Source organism: Sphingomonas sp. UNC305MFCol5.2, from assembly GCF_000712135.1.
Taxonomy (GTDB): domain Bacteria; phylum Pseudomonadota; class Alphaproteobacteria; order Sphingomonadales; family Sphingomonadaceae; genus Sphingomonas.
The window spans coordinates 1,319,797-1,340,435 of sequence record NZ_JOOE01000001.1 but is presented as its reverse complement, the minus strand read 5'-3'; the positions used below and the strand labels follow the sequence as shown (position 1 = coordinate 1,340,435).

The following is a 20,639-nucleotide window of genomic DNA, read 5'->3' as shown; positions in this document are numbered from 1 at the left end:
CTTAGGCCTTGCCGAACCGCGAGGATCCGGCGCGGCCGCGAACTGCCCCGCGCAGGATGCGCTGGAAGGTCGGGCATTCCATGTGGCTGGGGGCCGGGCAGGCGGCGGCGTGGCGCAGTCCCTCGCGGATCGCGCCGAGCTTGCGGATCGTGGCATCGAGCTCGTCGGCTTTGGCGGCGAGCATCTGCCGATCGATCTGCGGCCCGCCCGGCCCGAACATGCCGGCGATCTCGTCGAGCGAGAAGCCGGCGGTGCGGCCCAGCGCGATCAGCGCCAGCCGTTCGAGCACTTCAGCATCATATAGCCGCCGCAGGCCGCGCCTGCCGATCGAGGCGATCAGCCCCTTTTCCTCATAATGTCGCAGCGCAGAGGCGCGCACGCCCGAGCGCCGCGCCACTTCCGATATATCCAGGTCACGCACGCCCTTGACCTCAAGTCGACTTGAAGTGGCACAATGCAGCTTCGAACCGCGAATCGCAAGCAGGAGGCAGGAAAATGCAGGCAGAGGCACCGGAGGATCAGGCAGCATTGTGGAACGGCACCGCCGGCCATGCATGGGTCGACGGACAGGATCTGCTCGACCGGTTGTTCGCGCCGTTCGAGCGATTGCTCGTCGAAGGCGCCACTGCGCAGGCCGCGCGCGAAGTGCTCGATATCGGCTGCGGCACCGGCAGCACGACCGTCGCGATCGCGCGGTCGCTGGGACCTGCGTCACGCTGCACCGGGGTCGACATCTCCGCCCCGATGATCGAGGCCGCCCGCGCCCGCGCCGGCTGGGAGGGCGCGACGGCCGATTTCCTTCTCGCCGACGCGGAAACGCACCGCTTCGAGCAAGACCGCTTCGACCGGATCGTGTCGCGTTTCGGCGTGATGTTCTTCGGCGGTCCGATTGCGGCCTTCGCCAATCTACGCCGCAGTGCACGGCGCGGCGCGGCGCTCGACCTGATCGCGTGGCGAAGCGCAGAGGACAATCCTTTCATGACCGCCGCCGAGCGTGCCGCGGCGCCGTTGCTGCCTTGCCTCCCGACGCGCAAGCCCGACGCGCCCGGCCAGTTCGGCTTCGCCGATCCGGAGCGCGTCCGGCTTATCCTCGAACAAGGCGGATGGAGCGGCATCGCGCTACGCCCGCTCGATATCCCCTGCGCGATGCCGGAAGCCGAACTGGAGCGCTATTTCACGAGGCTCGGACCGCTCGGCAGGGTGATCGGCCAGGTCGAACCGCCGGTGCGCGACCGCCTCATCGAGGCGGTGCGCGCCGCTTTCGATCGCTATCTCCACCAAAAGGAGGTGCGTTTCACGGCAGCATGCTGGCGCATTGCCGGGTTTGCAGGCTGACCGGCTCAGCCGCCCAGCCAGCCGCCCTTGAACCCGGCCAGTGTGAGCCCGCGGCGGATCGCCGGTTCCTCGCGCATGTGCCGCCAGACGAAGTCGTCGCGGTAATTGGCGGCCTGGAGCAGGATCGGTCCCTGGTCGATGCCCAGATGGTCCTTGGCATACCATCCGTGCACGGGATCGAAGCTGCCGGTGTCCTGACGCACATCGGTGAACCGGAAACTCGGGTTGAACGAGTCGAGGAACCCGTATTTGCCGTAGAGCCGATCGCCATGATCGCGGCGCAGCGCTTTGGTGCAGGGGATGACGATTTCGGGCGCGAAGGGTAGGCTGCCCAGAGCCGCGGTCGGCGCCAGCGTGCCGTCGTCGCGCTCGTCGGGCTGGCCCAGCGGCCCCCGCGCGGCATAGCCGAAGAACTGCCGGCTCTCGCCCTTGAACTCCCGTTGGTAATCGCCCGGTCCGTCGCAGGCAGTGAGTCCCCAGACATCGCTGGACCAGCCGTCCCAGCGCTTCGGATTGGCGGTGCAATAGGCGCGGTTGGCATAGGTCGCGCGGCGGCTGTTCTCGAAATAATCGAGCCCCTCCTCGCGCATCACCCGATCCCGGATACCGCGGAAGTCGATCCAGATATGGCTGTACTGGTGACCGAACAAAGGCGCGAAGGCGAGGTGGCGAGTCGCGCCTTCGCCGCGCCAGCAACGCGCGTAGTTCGCGGTCCAGGCCTCCCAGCTGTCCGCCGGCAGCGGATGCTCGGGCGCGCCGAGCCCCAGCACATAGACGAACATGCCCTCGTTATACCCGACCCAGCTTGCCGGGATCAGCCCGCGCTCGGGATGCCAGCCCATCGAGACCGGCTTGCGCCCGTCCGAGCGGAAGAAGTTCCAGTCGGCGCGGGCGTAGATCGCCTGGGCCAGCTTGCGGATCTCCGCCTCGGCGGGGTGGTCGCGATCGTAATAGCGCCCCGCGAACAGCACGCCCATCAGCAGAAGCGTGGTATCGACGCTGGAGAGCTCGACATCGCGGAACCGCGCGCCGGTCTCCATGTCGATGAAATGATAGAAGAAACCCTTGTACCCGGCCTTGCCGGTCGGCTCGGGTCCCTGCGGCGCGTTCCAGAAGAACCTCAGCGTGGTGAGGGTCAGATCGCGCGCCTCGGCGCGGGTGCACCAGCCGCGCTCGACGCCGATCGGATAGGCGGTCAACCCGAAGCCGACCGACGCGATCGAGCAGAAGCTGGGGGTCGGCCAGCGATCGGGCACCAGCCCGTTCTTGCGGTTCACCGTATCCCAGAACCAGCGAAAGGTGCGCTCCTCGATATCCTCGTAAAATGCCGGGAGGCTATTGCCGGCCGGCGCGCCGCCGGGCCTGGCCATGGGTGTGCAGGCGGGTAGGGCGCCCGCCGCCGCGAGCAGCGAGGAACGGGTCAGTAGCGCGCGTCTGTCGATCATGTTCGTCCTTATGCCCCAAAAAGACGGGAGGCGACGCACGCGGCGCCGCCTCCCAGGAGGGGTGTTGTGGAACCGGTTACACGATGCGCACGCGAAAGGCGTGCCGCCTCCCGCGTCGTCCGTGCAAAAAGGGGCGGCCGCTCAACCATGCACGGGGGCACGGGCGGCAGTGGTTGCGCGCGCGATCAGTTCGGGCTCGTGCAGTTCGATCGGTGCGCCCGGGCCCTTGCCCTCGAGCATGTCGATCAGCCGCGAGACCGCGCGCGCGCCGATCTCGGCGATGCGCACCTGCATCGTGGTGAGCGCGAGATAGCGCGCCAGCGGCACGTCGTCGAAGCCCGCCACTGCGATATCCTCTGGCACATTCTTGCCCGCCTGGCGCAGCGTATGGAGGCAGCCGATCGCCATCATGTCGTTGGCGGCGAACACCGCGTCGCACGGTTCGCCACTCGCCACGATCTGCCGCGCCGCCGCTTCGCCGGTTTCCTCGTTGAAGTCGCCCGCGATGATCCGCACCGGCATGTCGGGTGCCAGCGCGGCAAGCGCATCGCGAAAGCCCTGCAGCCGCTCCCGCGCGTCGACATTGCCTTCGGGGCCCGCGATGTGGACGATGTGGCGATAGCCGTTCGCCAACAGGTGCCGCACCATCGCCTCCGCTCCGGCACGATTGTCGAGCCGCAATGACGGCCGCGAGACAATTTCGTCCGGCGCATTGATCAGCACCACGGGCAAGGCCGCCGGCAGCGCGCGCTCCAGTGACTCGGGCGGAATGTGCGGCGCCATCACCAGCAACCCGTCGACTCGCCCGCGCATCGCCCGCAGCGCCACTGCGGCCTGCTCGCTGTCGTCATGCATGTTGGAAAGCAGCAGCAGATAGCCCCGCCGGCTCGCCTCGCGGTCCATTCCGCGCACGCATTCGGAGAAGAATTCGCCGTGCAGGTCGGGGAGCACCACGCCGATCGCCTGCGCCCGCGCCAGGCTCAGGCTGCGCGCGCCGGCATGCGGCACATAGCCCAACTCCGTGGCGGCGGCCAGGATCCGCTCGCGCGTCTCGCCGCGGACATTGTTGAGGCCGTTGAGCGCGCGCGACACCGATGCGACCGAAACCTCGGCGCGGCGTGCGACATCGCGGATGGTGGCCTCGCCCATTTTGCTCCTGTTCCCGTTCTCACGCATGTTTCCTACGTTTCAGACCCGAAGGGCGATTGCAATCCTCGCCTGTCAAAGGTTATGTAACCGGTTACGGTCGGCCGCAACAAGCACAAAAGTTGCGTGCGCGGAGCCCGCTGATTTGCCGCGCCGGTTGGGGCGCCCCCTTCAGGGAGAGGAATTGAAATGTTCGACACCAAGATTTCGCGACGCGCGGCGCTGCTGGGTGCAGGCGCGGTTGCGGCTTGGGTCTCCAGCCCGGCACGCGCGCTGCTCGAGGCGGCGGCGCAATTGCCGGTGCCCGCCTTCGTCGATGGCCTGATGGCGAAGATGACGCTCGCCGAAAAGGCCGGCCAGCTCACGCTGATGCCCAGCGCCTGGGGCGGGGGCGTCGCGACGCAGCTCAATCCGCCCACCAGCGGCCCGGGCTTCGAGCAGCAGCTCGAGGAAGTGCGCGAGATGCAGCTCACCGGCGTGTTCAACGGCAACGGCGCCGAGATGGCGCGCCGGATGCAGACCGTCGCGATGAAGGAATCGCGGCTCAAGATCCCGTTGCTCTTCGCCGCCGACGTGATCCACGGCCATCGCACGATCTTCCCGGTGCCGGTGGGCGAGGCGGCCAGCTTCGAGCCGGATCTCGCCGAGCGCACCGCGCGCATGGCCTCGTACGAAGGCGCCGCCTCGGGCATCGACTGGACCTTCGCACCGATGGTCGACATCGCGCGAGACCAGCGCTGGGGCCGCACGATGGAGGGCGCCGGCGAGGACGTCCATCTCGGCGTCCTGATGGCCGAGGCGCGCGTCCGCGGCTTCCAGCGGCCCGATCTCAAGGCGATCGATTCGATGATGGCCTGCGCCAAGCATTTCGCGGCCTATGGCGCTGCCGAGGCGGGGCTCGACTACAACACCGTCGACGTCTCCGAGCGCACGCTGCGCGAGATCTACTTCCCGCCGTTCCGCGCGGCGGTGAATGCCGGGGTGATGTCGTTCATGGCCTCGTTCAACGAGATTTCGGGCGTTCCCTCCACGGGCAACGAATGGCTGATGCGCGATATCCTGCGCGGCGAATGGGGTTTCGAGGGCTTCGTCGTTTCCGATTACACCGGCGACATGGAGATGATCGACCACGGCTTCGCGAAGGACTCGCGCGAGGCCGCGAAGCTGGCGTTCCTCGCCGGGGTCGACATGAGCATGACCAGTGGCTTCTATCGCAAGCACTTGCCCGAGCTGGTCGAGGCGGGCGAGGTGCCGCAGGCGCGGCTCGACGATTCGGTGCGGAAAGTCCTCGCGATCAAGGCCGCGCTCGGGCTGTTCGACGATCCCTTCCGCCGCATCGATCTCAAGCGCGAAAAGGCGCGCTCGCGCACGAAGCCGGCGATCGCGTTGTCGCGGGAAGCGGGGCGCAAGTCGATCGTGATGCTCAAGAACGAAGGCGATCTGCTGCCGCTGCCCAAATCGGGCAAGAAGATCGCGATCATCGGCCCGTTCGCCTCGGGCAAGCACGACCTCAACGGGCCCTGGGTGGTCTATGGCAGCAACGATTATGCCGTCGATCTCGCGGAGGGCGTACGGGCTGCGGTCGCCGACAGGAACAGCGTCACCGTCACTGCAGGCTCGGGCGTCGAGGAGGCGCTCCCCGGCGGGATCGATGCCGCAATAGCCGCCGCGCGCGCGGCCGACGTGGTCCTGCTCGCGATCGGCGAAAGCGAGAACATGTCGGGCGAGGCGCAGTCGCGTCCCGAGATCGTCGTCCCCGCGCCGCAACAGGCACTCGCCGAGGCTGTCGCTGCGGTCGGCAAGCCGGTAGTCGTGGTCCTCAAAAACGGCCGCGCATTGGCACTGCAGGGCGCTGTCGCCAGCGCGCCCGCGATCCTCGTCACCTGGTTCCTCGGCACCGAGAGCGGCAACGCCACTGCCGATGTGCTGTTCGGCGACTACGGCCCCTCGGGCCGCCTGCCGAGCAGCTTTCCGCGCTCGCCCGGCCAGCAGCCTTATTATTACGCGCACAAGCCTACCGGCCGGCCCAACCCGTCGGACGACAAGCTCGAGCCGTACAAGGCGCATTACCGCGGGATCCCGAACAAGGCGCTGTATCCGTTCGGCCACGGCCTGACCTACGGTAAGATCGAATATTCGGGCCTCCAGGTCGCGCCGACTTTGGCATGGGCCGGCGACCTTACCGTCACCGCCACGATCACCAACCGCGGCACCCGCGCTGCGGAAGAGGTGGTCCAGCTCTACATCCACGACCGTGCCGCGAGTATCACTCGTCCGGTCCGCGAGTTGAAGGCGTTCCGCAAAGTGAAGCTTGCCCCCGGCGCGTCGGAGACGGTGACCTTCAAGCTCAGCCGTTCGCTGCTGCTTTTCTACGGCCGCGACAACAAGCCGACGGTCGAGCCCGGCACGTTCGACGTCTGGATCGCCCCCTCCGCCGAGGCGGAAGGCGTTCACGGCACGTTCGAGTTGGTGAAGGGCTGAAATCCTCTCCCACTGCTCGGAGGATTTTCACCGCTCCAACCCCTTCACGATCCGCGCATGTGCGCCCTTGCCCAGCGGGTTCAGCAACATCAGCCCGCACGAAACCGCGAGCGCCGTCAGCGGCACCAATGCGATCGTCCACCGCATCGCCGCCAGTGTCGCCGCGCTTTGCTGCACGTTTGCGACATAGCCTGCGCTGTCGAAGCCGAACCCGAGGATCGTCGTCGCGAGCCCGATCGCCACGCGCTGGAGCAACGCCGCTGCCCCGAACACCGCGCCTTCGACCCGCAGCCCGGTCGCCTGCTCGCCATATTCGATCGTGTTGGGCAGCATTGCCCAGAAGGCGAAATGCAGCCCGACGATCAGCGCCTGCATGCCGACGAGGAACAGCTGCATCGCCACAGGACGGTCGATATGCACGGCGGCGAACAGCGTCAGCCCCACCATGCACGCGAGCGCCGCGACGAACCACAAGGCCCGCGTCCCCAGCACCCGCTGAAGCAGCATCCACACCGGCACTGCCACTGCGCTCACCACGCCCATCCAGGCCAGCGCGCTCTGCCCGGCATCGTTGCTGCCGAGAAAGTATTTGAAATAATAGAGCACCGATTTGTTGAGTACGGTCACCGCGACGATCATCGCCATCATCGCCAGGTTGAGCGTCACGAACGCCCGGTTGGCGATCAGGCTCGCCACGCTGGCCCGCACCGATGGCGGGGCAGGGGCAGCGGGCACCGCATCCTCGCGGTAGGTCGCTCCCACGAGCATCAGGATCGTCGTCCCCAACACCGCGAACAGCACCGCCGCCCACAAATACCCCTGTGCCGCCACTGCGCCGCCGCCGAGCCATGCCCCGATCGGCACCGTTCCGCGCGCCACCACCACCCAGGCAAGCGTTCCGAACAGCATCCGCGCGCCCGCGACGAACGCCCGGTCGTGGCTGTCGACGCTGATCCGCGCGCCCATCGCCAGATAGGGCACGTTAAGCGCGGCATAAGCCGTGCGGAACAGCAGATGCCCGATCACCACCAGCGTCAGCCCGGCCGCGCCGGTCCCCAGCGGCGCATAGGTAAGGATGCAGGCGAGCCCGAGCGGCACGCTCCCCATGATCAGCACGCGCCCATAGCCGCGCTTCGGCGGCCGTCGATCGGTGATTTCGCCGGCGACGAAGCTCGCGATTCCGTCCCAGATCGACGCCGCGGTATAGATCGCCGCGGCGGTCGTCATCGCCAGCCCCAGCGCGTCGGTATAATAGAACAAGAGGAAGAGCATGATGCTCTGCCAATAGAGATTGAACGCGAAGTCCCCGAAGGCGAACAAGACGAGGCGCGCCTTCGTGGGGAGAGGCTTCAAAATCTTTCTCCGTCTGCCGCACGTCCGTCTGCCGCGATCGCGCATGGCGATCAAGCGCCGCGGGCTTTCCCAAAGCGGGCTCGCGCGTGTACCCCAAGGGCATGAAGACCATCGCCGATCCGGCCAACAGCCTGTCCCGCGGCCTCGCCGCGATCCGCACACGCTTTCAGGTCCCGGAGAGCTTCCCGTCCGCGGTGCTCGCCGCCGCCGAAGCCGCTGCCCGCCGTACCCCGACCGAGCATGCCGACCGCACCGGCCGGCATTTCGTCACGCTCGATCCGGCAAGCGCCACCGATCTCGATCAGGCCTTCGCGATCGAGCCCAGCGGCGGCGATCTGCTGCTCCATTATGCGATCGCCGATGTCGCCTGGTTCGTCACCGATGGCGATGCCCTCGATACGGAAGCCTGGCGCCGCGGTACTACGCTCTATCTTCCGGACGGCAAAGCGGGTCTCTATCCGTCGGCCCTGAGCGAAGGCGCCGCGAGCCTGCTGCCCGACGGTCCCCGGCCCGCAGTGATCTTCACTGTCCGTGTCGCGCCCGACGGCGCGGTCCATCTCGACGGCGCCGAGCGCGCCATCATCCGCAGCAATGCCAAGCTCGCTTATGACAGCGTCCGTGACGCAGATCTGCCGCCCGGTTTCGCCGAACTCACTTCGCGTCTCCAGCAAGCCGAGGCCGGCCGGGGCGCCGCCCGCGTCGATCCACCCGAGCAGGAAGTCGCCGCGCGCAAGGACGGCAACTTCGAACTGGTGTTCCGCCCGCGCCTCGTGTCGGAGGAGCGCAACGCGGCGCTGTCGCTCGCGGCGAACATGGCGATCGCGGATGTGCTCTCGGCCCACCAGACCGGCCTGTTCCGCGTGATGGCCGCGCCCGACGACGCGGCCATTGCGCGCCTCCGCCAGACCGCGATCGCCTTCGGGCTCGACTGGCCGCCGATGGCGCCGCTCGCCCAGTTCGAGGCGACGCTCGACGGGGCCGATCCCAAACAGGCGGCCTTCATGCTCGCTGTCCGCCGCGCGGGGCAGGGCGCTTCCTACCAGCCCTTCCAGCACGGAATCGTCCCCTGGCACGCGGCTGTTGCCGCGACCTACGCCCATGCCACCGCGCCGCTCCGCCGCCTCGCCGATCGCTATGTCATTCGCGCCACGCTCGCCGTCGCCAACGGGCAGCCGGTGCCGGCGGTGGTGACCGAGGCGTTCGAGAAGCTCCCCGCGGTGATGGCGCGCGCCGACGCGATCGGCGGACAGATCGATCGCGCAGTGATCGACCTCGCCGAGGCAGTGATGCTGCAGGGCAAAGAAGGGCAGGCATTCGCCGCTGTGGTCACCGACGCAGACGATCGCGGCGCGCGGATCCAGCTGCGCGATCTTCCCGTGGTTGCGCGGCTCGCAATGCCCGGTGCAGAGCCCGGCGACGTGATCACCGTGACGTTGACGGCGGCCGATCCTGAACGTCAGCGGATCACGTTCGAGCTGACCGCTTGATGGATGGGGCGCGAGGCTGCCGCGTAAACGGGGAACAAGTGCACGCCGAAGTTGACACTTCCATGCCCTCATCGTCCCCCGTCCGCGGTTTCATTGTCCTCTATGCGCTTGCTTATGCAGGGCTGTACGTCAGCTTCATTCCGTTCGTTTCCGTGCTGCTTCCGCTCAAGGTGACTGCGATCGCCGATCCCGAGCATCGCGTCGCGCTGCTGAGCGCCGCGGCCCTGGGCGGAGCGGCGGTGGCGAGCGTCGCCAATCTCGTCTTCGGCGCCCTCAGCGACCGCACCTATCGCCGCCGCCGCACGCGCCGCCCGTGGATCCTCGCCGGGCTCGGCCTGCTGATCCTCGCTTATGCCCTGTTCCACTGGAGCAGCGACGGCCCATCGATGCTGGCCGCAGTGACTTTGCTGCAAATCGCTATCAACATGATGTTCGCCCCCGTCGGAGCGATCATGGCCGACGAGATCCCCGACGCGCAAAAAGGCCTGGTCGCCGGACTGATGGGCGCCGCGCACCCCTTTTCCTCGCTCGTCGCAGTCGGCGTGACTCTCCGCGGCCTCGGCCCGGAAGGCATGCGTTACGCTTTGCTCTGCGCAGTCATCGCGATACTCGTTTTGCCGCTATTGCTATTCATTAGCGAGCGTCGCGATCCGCTTCCCGAACAACCACCCGCGCTTCGCGTCCGCCGCCGTGCCGATTTCGCGCGCATCTGGATCGCGCGCGTCCTCGTCCAGATCGCCGGCAACGGGCTCTCCACTTATGGCCTGTTCTACTTCCTCGCCGTGCTGGGCGAGAAGATCCCCGACAGAAGCAGGGCCGAGGCGGCGAGCGAGGGCGTCGCGGCGATCTTCGCCGGCGTCACTATCGTGGCATTGTTGCTCACGATCGCCGCGGGCCGCCTCTCGGACCGGACGATGCGCCGGAAACCTTTCCTCGCCTTATCGTCGGTGACGATGGCGGCGGGATTGGCGATCATGGCCGCGGCGTCGAACTGGCCGGCAGCGACGCTGGGCTTCGGCATCGCGATCGCGGGCATGTCGGTATTCCTCGCGATACAGTCCGCGCTGGCGATGCAATTGCTGCCGTCGCCGGGGCACCGCGGCCGCGATCTCGGCATCCTCAACCTCACCAACACACTGCCGGCGATGGTCGCCCCCTTGCTCGCGCTGGCGCTCAGCCCCGATCAGGCGGGCTATGCGCCGTGGCTGCTCGTCCTCGCGACGGGCGTGCTGGCGGGCGGCGCGGCAGCGATGACGGTCAGGACGCAGAACTGAGCGCACGGCCCTTTTCGGACAGGCTCCGGAAAGTGATCGACCAGCGCGGCACCTCCATCGGCGCGATGCTGTGCTCCCAATCGTGCCTTGCCTCGCCAGAGAGGTGGTAGACCGAGCGCGGGCTGACCGGCGCGGCGAAGCGGTCGAATCCGCCCGGCCGCCGCCGCCGGAACCGCATCACCGCCGGATTGCCCAGCGACACGCCGACGACATGCTCGAACACCGGCCGGTCCTTGTGCCAGCCGATCCCCGCACCCGGATCGTAGCGGATCACCAATGCATGCGCGAACGCTTCGGCACGGACCCCGGCAAAGCCCGCCGCCTTCTCGCGCAACGGTAGCAGCCATTCGGGCAGCGGCGTGCCCATGGTGAAAGCTCCGTCGTCGAAATCGTAGCGCCAGCCGAAGCTGGCCGTCAGCCTTTTGCCCAGCCAGCCCTGGAACCGGAACGGGCTCAATCCCGCGGCATCCACCGCGGCGATCAGCCGCGCTTCCTCGTCCGGCGTGACGAGGTCTTCCGCGTAAGCGAAACCGGGAAAAGGAGGGCCGAACAGATCGGCTGCGGGGAGGGGCATTATAATTTCCGTCTCAGGCCCGGATCGGCCCGGTCGAAGTCGGCCAGGTGATGCTTCAGGTGAGGCTTCAAAACAAAACAGAGTTTCCGATTGCAGTTAATGCAACGACGTTTGTTGTCGAAATCCGTTCCGAATCCGATCGATAGCGGTTGCAACAAACATCTTCCGGGCTTAGCGGTGCGCGCCGTGAAAGACCAAATGATTGCTGAGATTGACCGCGCGTCCCTGTTTCTCAAGGCGCTGTCGGGTCGGAGTCGCCTGTTGCTGTTGTGCCATTTGTGGGACGGCGAGAAGTCCGTCGGCGAGCTCGCAAGGCTCACCGGCGCGCGCGATACTGCCGTCTCGCAGCAGCTCGCTCTGCTTCGTCGCGAGGGCATGGTCAACGCGCGCCGCGCCGGCCAGATGATCTTCTATTCGCTGGCGAGCGCAGAGGCGAAGCGCATGCTCGAATCGCTTCACGACCTGTTCTGCGTCGAGCCCTTGGCCAAGGCGGCCGAGTAGAGCCGCTCGACATCTTCTCGCCGTGCGAGCTCCGAACCCGGCGTGATCAGCGCCGCAGCGCCCGCCGCCACGCCATAGCGTAAAGCCTCCTCGAGCGACTTGCCCGAGGCGAGGGCGAAAGTGATGCCCGCGACCATCGAATCGCCCGCGCCTACGGCGCTTCCGGTCGGCACTTCGATCGCGGGCATGCGCAATTCGGTATTCTCGGCGACCAGCAACGCGCCGCGCTCGCCGAGCGAGACCACGATCACGTCGGCGAAGCCGCGCTCGAGCAGCTCGCGCGCGGCCTCGCACTCCATGGCCTCGTCGGCCAGTTCGCGCCCGACCAGCTCCTGCACTTCGCGCAGGCTGGGCTTGATCAAAAAGGCGCAGCTGCCCTCCACCGCGGCCAGCGCATCCCCCGAAGTGTCGATCACCAGCCTGGCGCCGATCTTGCCACACAAGGCGCATAGCCGGCGGAAGATCGCGGGATCGCAATCGGGCGGCAGGCTGCCGCTCGCGATCACATAAGCAGACGGGCCGTCGATCCCGCCCACGGCATCGAGGATCCGTTCCAGTTCGTCGCCGCTCAGCGACGGCCCCGGCAGCACGAAGCGATATTGCTCGCCGCTTTTTTCCTCGTCGACAGTGAAGCTCTCGCGCGTCGTCCCGGCGATCGGCACCGGCGCGATCGGCACGCCGGCTTCGCGGAGCAGCTTCTCGAACATTGCCCCCGGCGATCCACCGCAGGGGAACACCGCCGTCACTTCGCCGCCCAGCGCGTGCACCACGCGGGCCACGTTGATTCCGCCGCCGCCCGGCTCGAAACGCGGCGCCGTGCAGCGCAGCTTGTGCGTCGGCCGCACGCTCTCGGTACCGGTGAAAACGTCGAGTGCCGGATTGAGCGTCAGCGTTACGATCGCCGCCATGCGTCAGCGCCGGTCCAGCACTGCACGCGCGGCGGGGATGATCAGGTCGAGAGGCCGGTTGACGCGCATCCGGTGCCAGCCTGCAAGCTCACCCACCGAACGCCGCGATTGCTCGCGCACCACGTCGGCGGTCGCATCCGAGGCGTCTCTGCTGCGCGCGCTCACCCGGGCGATGCGATCGCGTTCGGGCGCCTCCAGCCAGATGCCGGTAAACGGCACCCGCCGGCGCAGCGCGATCGCCTCGGCCACGTCGCGCTCGCTGCGGCTCATGAACACGGCGTCGAGGATCACCGAATTCCCGCAGGCGATGTGATCGTCGGCGGATTCGAACAACGCCTCATAAGTCGCCTCGTCGCTATGCCGCGTATAATGCGCTGGCGGGAGCCGCATCTCGGGCGCCAGCCCCGCCAGACGTTTGCGGAACACATCGGATCGCAGGACGCGTGCGCCCGGCGTTCTGCCCAATCGCGCGCCGAGCAGCCGGGAAAGAGTGGACTTGCCCGTACCCGAAAGCCCGCCGATCGCGACAATGCGTGGCGGGAAGGGTGCGAGAACGGCTTCCGCCAGTGCCGCATCACCCGCTTCCATGACGCGCAACGACAGCAAAAGCGGCAGCGTGGCCCAGCCGGTAGCGCCCTGCGGCTCCACATCGAGATAACGATTGGCGAGGATATTAGCCTCCGTAGCGAGGCCGCGGCGCACCAGCTCGAGCAAATGGCCGGCAAGATCGAACAGGATATCCTCAGGAACCGGGCCGTGCAGTTGCCGCACGCGCCTGGCCGCGCTCCGGCGACGAAGCAGCGGGAGCTGGCGGGTGAGTTCGCGGCGCTGCGTGTCCGATCTTGCGAGCCGCTCGAACCGCGCCAGCGACGCGGCGCCATCGCCCACCGTCGCGCGCGCATGGGCTGCCGCCAGTCGGTCGGCGAACGCATGCAGGGCCGATGCGTCGAGCCCCTCCTGCCCGAGCAGGATTTCGAACGGAACACTCCCTGTCGAAGCCACTGCGGCCATTGCCTCCTTTGCGTATCCTTAGTCGCGCTTCGCCGGCCTGGCATTGCTTTTCTGAACGAAAGCTGGAGCGTTCAGCCGGCCGTACCGCCGCCGCGGCGAAACGTCTGGAGAAGACGTCGCGAAGTTGCGTTCGGGCAGGGACGGTCACGCGCGCGGAAAGGATCTCGGCGCGTTGCGCACCCATCTCACTCTCCTATGATGCGCGCCGTATGTGCCCGCTGGTAGCGCTACCATGAGTGAGCTGCTACGGACAAGTCAACGCGCGGCGTCAGACCGGACCGGTGAGAGGATGAAAATGCGACGTTTCCTTGCTTTTCTATTGCTCTTGCTGAGCGTGGCGCTGCCGTCGGCGGTCCGCGCCGAGACCGGCTACGACCTGTGGTTGCGCTATCAACCGCTCGAGCAGCAATGGAAGGATCGATACGCAAGGCAGGTGACGCACTTCACGGCTGCGAGCCGGCCGACGATCATCGCGGCGGCCAACGAGCTGCGCCGCGGATTCGAGGGCATGCTCGGCTATGACCTTGTCTGGCGCGAAACGGTGATGGGCGACGGCGCCGTCGTCCTCGGTACCGGAAAATCGCCGCTGATCGCGCCGCTCGGTCTCCCGCTCGCCCAGCTTGGTCCCGAGGGCTATCTCATCCGCAGCGCGACGATTGACGGCAAGCGCGTCACCGTGATCGCCGCCAATCAGGACGTGGGCGTGCTCTACGGCGTGTTCCGCTTCCTCAAGCTGATGCAGACACGCCAGCCGCTCGACAATCTCGACATTTCGGATGCGCCGAAGCTCAAGGTTCGCGTGCTCAATCACTGGGACAATCTCGATCGCTATGTCGAGCGGGGCTATGCGGGCCAGTCGATCTGGGACTGGCAGAAGCTGCCGGGCTACAAGGACCCGCGCTACACCGATTATGCCCGCGCCAATGCCTCGATCGGGATCAACGGGACCGTCCTCACCAACGTGAACGCCAATGCCGACGTGCTCCGGCCCGAATGGCTGGAGAAGGTCAAGGCGCTCGCGGACACATTCCGGCCCTATGGCATCAAGGTTTATCTGACCGCCCGCTTCTCGGCGCCGATCGAACTGGGCGGGCTCAGGACCGCCGATCCGCTCGACCCGCAGGTCGCTGCCTGGTGGAAGGCCAAGGTCGACGAGATTTACCGCGTCATTCCCGATTTCGGCGGCTTCCTCGTCAAGGCCAATTCGGAGGGCCAGCCCGGCCCTGCCGACTACAAGCGCAGCCATGCCGAGGGGGCCAACATGTTCGCCGACGCGCTGGCCCCGCACGGCGGCGTGCTGATGTGGCGCGCCTTCGTCTACGCCGCCGAGAATCCCGACGACCGCCACAAGCAGGCCTATGCCGAGTTCCAGCCGCTGGACGGCAAGTTCCGCGACAACGTCCTCGTCCAGGTCAAGAACGGCGCGATCGATTTCCAGCCGCGCGAGCCTTTTCATCCGCTGTTCGGGTCGATGCCGCGCACCCCGCTGATGATGGAATTCCAGATCACCAAGGAATATCTCGGTTTCGCGACGCACCTCGCCTATCTCGGCACGATGTGGGAGGAGGCGCTGCAGGCCGATACCTTCCGGCCAGCCAAGGGCTCAACTGTGGCGAAACTGCTCGCCACGCCGGTCGAGCCAGGCGCCGCGACCGGCATGGCCGGGGTCGCCAATATCGGCAGCGACATCAACTGGTCGGGCTCGCAATTCGATCAGGCGAACTGGTACGCCTTCGGCCGTCTCGCCTGGGATCCCGACGCCCGCGCCGAGCCGATCGCGCGCGACTGGGCGACGCTGACCTGGGGCAACGACCCCGCCGTCACCGGCCCGATCGTGCAGATGATGATGGGCTCACGCGAGGCGGTGGTCGACTACATGACGCCGCTGGGTCTCGGCCATCTGATGGCGACCGGCCACCATTATGGCCCTGGCCCGTGGATTTCGGATCTCGCTCGCCCCGAATGGAACCCGGTCTATTATCACAAGGCCGACGCGCGGGGCATCGGTTTCGACCGCACCGCCACGGGCACCAACGCCGTCGGCCAATATGCCCCGCAGGTGGCTGCGCAGTTCGGCGACCTCAAACGCGTGCCGGAGAAATTCCTGCTCTGGTTCCACCACGTCCCCTGGACCTACCGGACAGCCTCCGGCCGGGCTGTCTGGGACGAACTGATCATCCGCTACGATCGCGGCGTCGCCGCGGTGCAGGCGATGCAGGCCGATTGGGACGGCCTGAAGGGCAAGATCGACCCCCGCCGCTGGGCCGAGGTCCGCGATTTCCTCGCGATCCAGCGGGGGGAGGCGCAGTGGTGGCGCGACGCCTCGATCGCTTATTTCCAATCGGTCTCGAAGCGCCCGCTCCCCGCAGGCCACGCCGCTCCGGCGCACGATCTGGAATATTACAAGGCGATCAAGACGCCGTACGCGCCGGGGAATGGGAAATAGTCCACAATTCAAGGCCGCTGCAGGCCGCGGGCGAGATAGGCCTTGATATATTGGCGAAGCTGCGGCGTGGGTTCGCCCAGCACGCTGCGATGCTCGGGGGCGAGATGCGCAACGGGATCGCCATGATGGCGGAACACGAAGGTGTCGAACATCGCCCCCCAGGCGGCGCGGCGCTCGGCCGGTAGATGCCCGATCGCCATCGCCGCATGCACCATCGCGTCGAACCGGGCGGCCGCGTCGGGTGAATCGTTCCACCAGTAATTGACGAGGCAATTGAACGGTGCCAGCGCCTCGACCTGGTGCCACCAGAGCGCGGGAATGTAGATCGCGTCGCCGGGCTCGATCTCGGCGGTCCGCGCCGCCGCCAGCGCCTCGCGGAAGCGCGGGAAGCGCTCGAAATCGGGGGCGTTCAATTCGACCATGCTCGTCGGCTGCCCCGCCACGGTGCGGTCGAGCGGCCCGACATAGAGATTGTGGATCTGATCGGGCGGAAACAGCGTGAAGCGCCGCTTCCCCGCGGCCACGCAAGCGACATTGTCCGAGACGTCGAAATGGGTGGAGATGATCGAGCGATTGCCCAGCCATATCCGCGGCGGTGCGTCGAGGCCTGCGAGCAGGGGCAGGGGATTGGCCTCGGCGAAGCCGGGGAGCATCTCCGCGGTCTCCAGCGCCCCGGCATAGACCGCGGGCGCGCCGTCCTTGCCGACCACGCTTTGCAGATAGCGCAGCAATTCGGCGAAGGCGCCGCGCCGCCGTTCGAAGTTGAAGCCCTTCATGTCGGGGGAATAAAAGAAGCGCCCCCCGATCTCGGATGAACCTATGAATGCCTCCGCCGCCGCCCCGCGATCGAAGCCGAGCAGATGTGCCGCCACTGCCTCGGTCGACTCATTCCCCGCGCGGACTATTGGCCAATCGCGCACCAGTCCGCGGATCACCACCGGCGCATAGCTGCTGATTACATCGCGGAATGCGGCAGCGTCGGGGATCTCACCGATGGGGGAAGGGCCAATCATCGGCGTTTCCTAGCGCATTTTTCCGTCTCGTGCTCCGGCCTCCACCGGAGCACAAGAGTGGCACAAAAAAATGGCGCCGCGAGGGATGCTCGCGACGCCAGGGCAGGGTGTTGTCGTGAAATCAGAAGCTGAAGCGCATGATGCCCGAGATCCGGCGATCGTTCATGTACCAGCCGCGCGGCACTTCGACATTCTCGCCGTCGAGCCCGGTGACTACCGCCTTGGTCTTCACCACTTCGTTGAGCAGGTTGGACCCCTGAAGGCCGATTTTCACATTGTCGGACAGAGAATAGAAGATCGATGCGTCGAGCTGTCCAGTCGCCTTGTTGATGATCGGATCGTTGGGCACGATCACGTCGCGGATGGTCAGCAGGAAGTCCGACCGCCATGAATAGGTGGCACGGAGCGAGAGCGGCCCGACGTCGAAGAAGGGCGTGATATTGAAGTTGTGCTTCGAAAGTCCCTGCAGCGGCAGGCTGGCGAGGTCCACCGTGGTCACGCGGCCTGCGCCGACGTTCGGATCGGTCTCCGAAAGCGTGCTCTGGGGCACGCCGCTCGAGTCGATGTAAGTGTAGTTGGCCTGTAGACCGAGGCCCTTGAGCACGCCCGGCAGGAAGTCGAACGTCTGCTGGTAAGCGACTTCGACGCCCTTGATCTTGCCCGTGTCAGGAGAATTGATCGGCGTGCTCACGACTGCAGGGAAGGTCGCACCGTTATTGGTGAATTCGAAGATGGCGGTGCTGTTGGTCAGCACGCCGTGCAGTTCCTTGTAGAAAGCCGACACGGTAAGCTGGCCGACGCTGGAGAAATACCATTCCGCGGTCAGATCGAAATTGTCGGCGGTAACGGGCTTCAGATACGGATTGCCCGCTTCGAACGACCCTTGCATCGTAAAGCTGTTCGGGATCGCGTTGCCGTTCGCGTCCACATTCTGGACGGGCGCGAGGTTCACGTTGAAGTAGTTGCGCGTCAGGCCGGTGGCGGGCGGCGCGACGCCCTTGAAATAGGCCGCGCGGAACTGAAGGCCGCCGCCCACTTCGAACTTCACGTTCGCGCTCGGCAGCCAATATTCGTAGCTGGTCTTCACGTTGCTGGGAGTGAGCGCCCCATTGAGGAAGCCGCGGGCCGCATTCCGCGTCGCGACGGGGAAGGTGCAGAATGCCGGCGGGTTCTGGCCGACGGGGACGTTCGCACAGTCGGTCTCGCTCGGGAAGGGACTCCCCGGCTGCGGGAAGGCCATGAAGCCGCCCGCGGTACGGTCCGTCTTGGTGTAGCGGACGCCCACGTTGCCACTCAGGCGCAGCCCGTTGCCGAATTCGCTGTCGAAACGCGCCATGGCATAGGCGGCCTTGTTCGTCTCCCGGATCGGATTGATCTCGCCGGGAAGGAACGGCGTGCCGGCCACTACGCCGCAGCGCTGGGCGAGCGGATTCCAGCCGTCGTTGCGGACCACGCCGTCTCCACACGCCGTGGTCGGCGCGCGCCATTCGCGGTTAACCGCGGTGGCATAGGCGGCATATTGGGCGTAGTTCTTGATGATGTTCGAGCCATAGAATAGCCGTCCCTGGCCCGCGAGGGGGTTGGGTGCCTGGCCCTGGAAGAAATTATCGAAATAATAAGGCACGTTGGCGCCGACACCGATCGGCGTGCCGCCCGTTCCACCAGGGACGCCGTCAACTGGCTCGTCGAGCCACACCGGTCCGCCGCTACCCCATTGCTCGGTTATCACGCCCCAATTGTAGGTCGAGAAGCGCGCGGTCTGATCGCGATCGGCATAGCGAACACCCGCCTTGATCGACTTGAGGAAGCCGCCCTCGGGGAAGGAATATTCCAGATCGAGCCGCGCCGCGTCCGAATTGCCGTCGCTGTCCTCGATATGGTCCATCGCGGCGCGCGGGAAGCTGTTATAGGGATCGGTGAAGCTGGTATGGCCGGCGCCAAAATAGGTCGGCGCCCAACGCTGTCCCGGAAGAGTGCTTTCCGCTGCCCGACTTCCGAACCCCGCACAATCAAAGCCGTTGTCGTGATCGTTGTCCGGCGCGTTCTGCGAATTGGCCGCCGGCCCGTTGCAGACCTGCGGCGGCAGGAACTGGACGATCGGATAGTTGCTGCCGCGCAGTTGGATCGACGCGTTCTGATAGGTCGAGTTCCACAGCGTATGGTCCTGGATATAGGTGCTCGAATCGACGTGCTGATAGTCGAGCGACACGCCCAGCCGATCGCTGACGCTCCACTTGAAATTGAAGCCGTAATCGTCCGTGACGAGCCTCTCTGTGTGGTAGCGCGCGATGTTGTTGCTCTGCAGGCCCATCATGGGCGTGCGGGCAGCACCGCTGAACTGGTCATCGCGCCAGCCGGTCGGACCGGTGATCGTGCCGCTGGCGAACAGGCCGTCGTCGTCGAACGCCAGCGTGGTGCCGGGCACGCGACGAGAGTCGCCGTTGTTGGTAACGTTGTCGGTCGCGATCTCGACCGTATGCTCACTCCACGCCTGACGCGCGTCGGACCGGAGGAACTGGAATATGGCCTCCATCGAGCCGTCGTTGCTGCGCCACTGCGCCGCGGCCGAATAGCCGTAGCGGGTGCGGTCGAACTCCTGGCTGCCGAGCACGGCGCCCCGTGGGAAGAGTACGCGACCGACTTGGGTCGCGCCGGGATTCTGGACGACGTCGCCGTCCGAATAGAGATTGCGGATTCGGAAGCTCGAAATCTGCAGGCGGTCGGCCCGGCTCTTCAGGTTCGAATAGGAAGCACTGGCGAGGAAGCCGATCTCGCCGATCCCGGTCTGCCAGCGATTGCTGACGAGGACATTGAGGTTGGCGCTCGGATCCTTCTGGAAGTCGCCATAGTTCATCTCGGCCGAGGCGGCGAGGGCCAGGCCCTTGGAGTCGAAGGGCGTGCGCGTGCGCAGATTGACCACGCCGGCGATACCGCCTTCGATGCGGTCCGCCGTAGGTGATTTGAACACGTCGACGCCGCCAAGCAGCTCGGAGGGCACGTCGGCGAAGCTCAGTGAGCGACCGTTATTGGCGCTGAACGCCTCGCGGCCATTGAACTCGGAGCGGACATAAGTGAGGCCGCGGACGACGACTCCCGAGCCTTCGACCGAGAAGTGGTCGGGATCGACGCCGGCGGCGAAGCGGTTGATCGCGACGCCCGGGATGCGCTGCAGCGTCTCGGTGACCGAACGGTCGGGAAGCGCGCCGATATCCTCGGCAGTGACCGAATCGACGATGACGTCGGAGTTGCGCTTGATCTGCTGCGCGCTCTGCAGCGACTGGCGATAGCCCTGGACAATGATCTCGTCCCCGGCCGGTGCATCCTGTGCCGCAGTTTCGTCCTGCGCGGCAGGGGTAGTCTGCGCCGACGCACCGTCGGTCTGTGCCCAGGCCGTGCCGGCCCCGAATAGGCACAGTGCCGCAGCGGATACGCCCGCGCGGAGCATCCCCGACTTCAGTTTTGCCGCATTTTCAGATGCATGAATAGCGTGCTGCTTGCGCATCAAGCGTCCCCCTCCAGTGTTAACGCTACCATTAGCCGGTGCGAATTATTGCTATTATGTTGCATGGGTAGAAGTAATTCGCGGCAAAGATCAAGAGAGATAGTGACAACGCTGTACGTATGTGCTGATTTTGCAATGGTTTTGCTGCGATGCAACGAAGGAG

The 20,639-nt window shown here is 66.4% G+C and carries 15 protein-coding genes; 6 read left to right on the top strand and 9 right to left on the bottom strand.

All coding sequences use genetic code 11. The features are described from left to right. Window position 1 precedes the first annotated feature (1 nt). Window positions 2-421, bottom strand: a complete 420-nt coding sequence (locus BR78_RS0106470; RefSeq protein ID WP_025560034.1) for a helix-turn-helix domain-containing protein — start codon at window positions 419-421, stop codon at window positions 2-4. A gap of 74 nt (window positions 422-495) precedes the next feature. On the opposite strand from BR78_RS0106470, the gene BR78_RS0106465 reads away from it, so the two are divergent. Beyond that, window positions 496-1,335 (top strand): class I SAM-dependent methyltransferase, encoded by an 840-nt coding sequence (locus BR78_RS0106465; RefSeq protein ID WP_025560036.1) that lies wholly within the window; start codon window positions 496-498, stop codon window positions 1,333-1,335. Between the two features lie 5 nt (window positions 1,336-1,340). Here BR78_RS0106465 and BR78_RS0106460 read toward each other — a convergent pair whose 3' ends face one another. Then, window positions 1,341-2,780, bottom strand: a complete 1,440-nt coding sequence (locus BR78_RS0106460; protein WP_025560037.1) for a glucoamylase family protein — start codon at window positions 2,778-2,780, stop codon at window positions 1,341-1,343. Between the two features lie 141 nt (window positions 2,781-2,921). Next, entirely contained in the window at window positions 2,922-3,929 is a 1,008-nt protein-coding gene (locus BR78_RS0106455) for a LacI family DNA-binding transcriptional regulator (RefSeq protein ID WP_029935755.1), read from the bottom strand. A 186-nt stretch (window positions 3,930-4,115) separates the two neighbouring features. On the opposite strand from BR78_RS0106455, the gene BR78_RS0106450 reads away from it, so the two are divergent. Then, the gene (locus BR78_RS0106450; protein WP_029935753.1) at window positions 4,116-6,407 is read left to right on the top strand and encodes a glycoside hydrolase family 3 N-terminal domain-containing protein; all 2,292 of its coding nucleotides are present in this window, start codon (window positions 4,116-4,118) and stop codon (window positions 6,405-6,407) included. Between the two features lie 27 nt (window positions 6,408-6,434). On the opposite strand, the gene BR78_RS0106445 is transcribed toward BR78_RS0106450, so the two are convergent. Beyond that, a complete protein-coding gene (locus tag BR78_RS0106445) occupies window positions 6,435-7,760 on the bottom strand; it encodes an MFS transporter (RefSeq protein WP_025560040.1) in 1,326 nt (441 codons plus the stop codon). A 101-nt stretch (window positions 7,761-7,861) separates the two neighbouring features. Between BR78_RS0106445 and BR78_RS0106440 the strand changes: the two genes are divergently transcribed. After that, window positions 7,862-9,247 carry an RNB domain-containing ribonuclease gene (locus BR78_RS0106440; protein ID WP_025560041.1) on the top strand — a complete coding sequence of 462 codons (1,386 nt, stop codon included), beginning with the start codon at window positions 7,862-7,864 and terminating at the stop codon, window positions 9,245-9,247. Window positions 9,248-9,309: 62 nt separating this feature from the next. Then, window positions 9,310-10,521 carry an MFS transporter gene (locus tag BR78_RS0106435; RefSeq protein WP_025560042.1) on the top strand — a complete coding sequence of 404 codons (1,212 nt, stop codon included), beginning with the start codon at window positions 9,310-9,312 and terminating at the stop codon, window positions 10,519-10,521. Here BR78_RS0106435 and BR78_RS0106430 read toward each other — a convergent pair. After that, window positions 10,505-11,095 carry an alpha-ketoglutarate-dependent dioxygenase AlkB gene (locus BR78_RS0106430; protein ID WP_025560043.1) on the bottom strand — a complete coding sequence of 197 codons (591 nt, stop codon included), beginning with the start codon at window positions 11,093-11,095 and terminating at the stop codon, window positions 10,505-10,507. The two genes, BR78_RS0106435 and BR78_RS0106430, sit on opposite strands and share 17 nt — an antisense overlap. 198 nt (window positions 11,096-11,293) lie before the next feature. Here BR78_RS0106430 and BR78_RS0106425 point away from each other — a divergent pair, with 198 nt between their 5' ends. Then, window positions 11,294-11,596: an ArsR/SmtB family transcription factor gene (locus tag BR78_RS0106425; protein WP_025560044.1), complete on the top strand. Its 303-nt coding sequence runs from the start codon at window positions 11,294-11,296 to the stop codon at window positions 11,594-11,596. On the opposite strand, the gene BR78_RS0106420 is transcribed toward BR78_RS0106425, so the two are convergent. Both BR78_RS0106420 and BR78_RS0106415 read right to left on the bottom strand, forming a co-directional pair. Continuing rightward, the gene (locus BR78_RS0106420) at window positions 11,551-12,504 is read right to left on the bottom strand and encodes a 1-phosphofructokinase family hexose kinase (protein ID WP_025560045.1); all 954 of its coding nucleotides are present in this window, start codon (window positions 12,502-12,504) and stop codon (window positions 11,551-11,553) included. The genes BR78_RS0106425 and BR78_RS0106420 overlap by 46 nt on opposite strands. 3 nt (window positions 12,505-12,507) lie before the next feature. Beyond that, window positions 12,508-13,515 (bottom strand): AAA family ATPase, encoded by a 1,008-nt coding sequence (locus tag BR78_RS0106415; RefSeq protein WP_025560046.1) that lies wholly within the window; start codon window positions 13,513-13,515, stop codon window positions 12,508-12,510. A gap of 295 nt (window positions 13,516-13,810) precedes the next feature. On the opposite strand from BR78_RS0106415, the gene BR78_RS0106410 reads away from it, so the two are divergent. Further along, window positions 13,811-15,961 carry an alpha-glucuronidase family glycosyl hydrolase gene (locus BR78_RS0106410; protein WP_029935746.1) on the top strand — a complete coding sequence of 717 codons (2,151 nt, stop codon included), beginning with the start codon at window positions 13,811-13,813 and terminating at the stop codon, window positions 15,959-15,961. An 8-nt stretch (window positions 15,962-15,969) separates the two neighbouring features. On the opposite strand, the gene BR78_RS0106405 is transcribed toward BR78_RS0106410, so the two are convergent. Next, the gene (locus BR78_RS0106405) at window positions 15,970-16,974 is read right to left on the bottom strand and encodes a cupin-like domain-containing protein (protein ID WP_037565997.1); all 1,005 of its coding nucleotides are present in this window, start codon (window positions 16,972-16,974) and stop codon (window positions 15,970-15,972) included. Window positions 16,975-17,095: 121 nt separating this feature from the next. Then, the gene (locus tag BR78_RS0106400; RefSeq protein WP_051683210.1) at window positions 17,096-20,419 is read right to left on the bottom strand and encodes a TonB-dependent receptor; all 3,324 of its coding nucleotides are present in this window, start codon (window positions 20,417-20,419) and stop codon (window positions 17,096-17,098) included. Window positions 20,420-20,639: the final 220 nt, after the last annotated feature.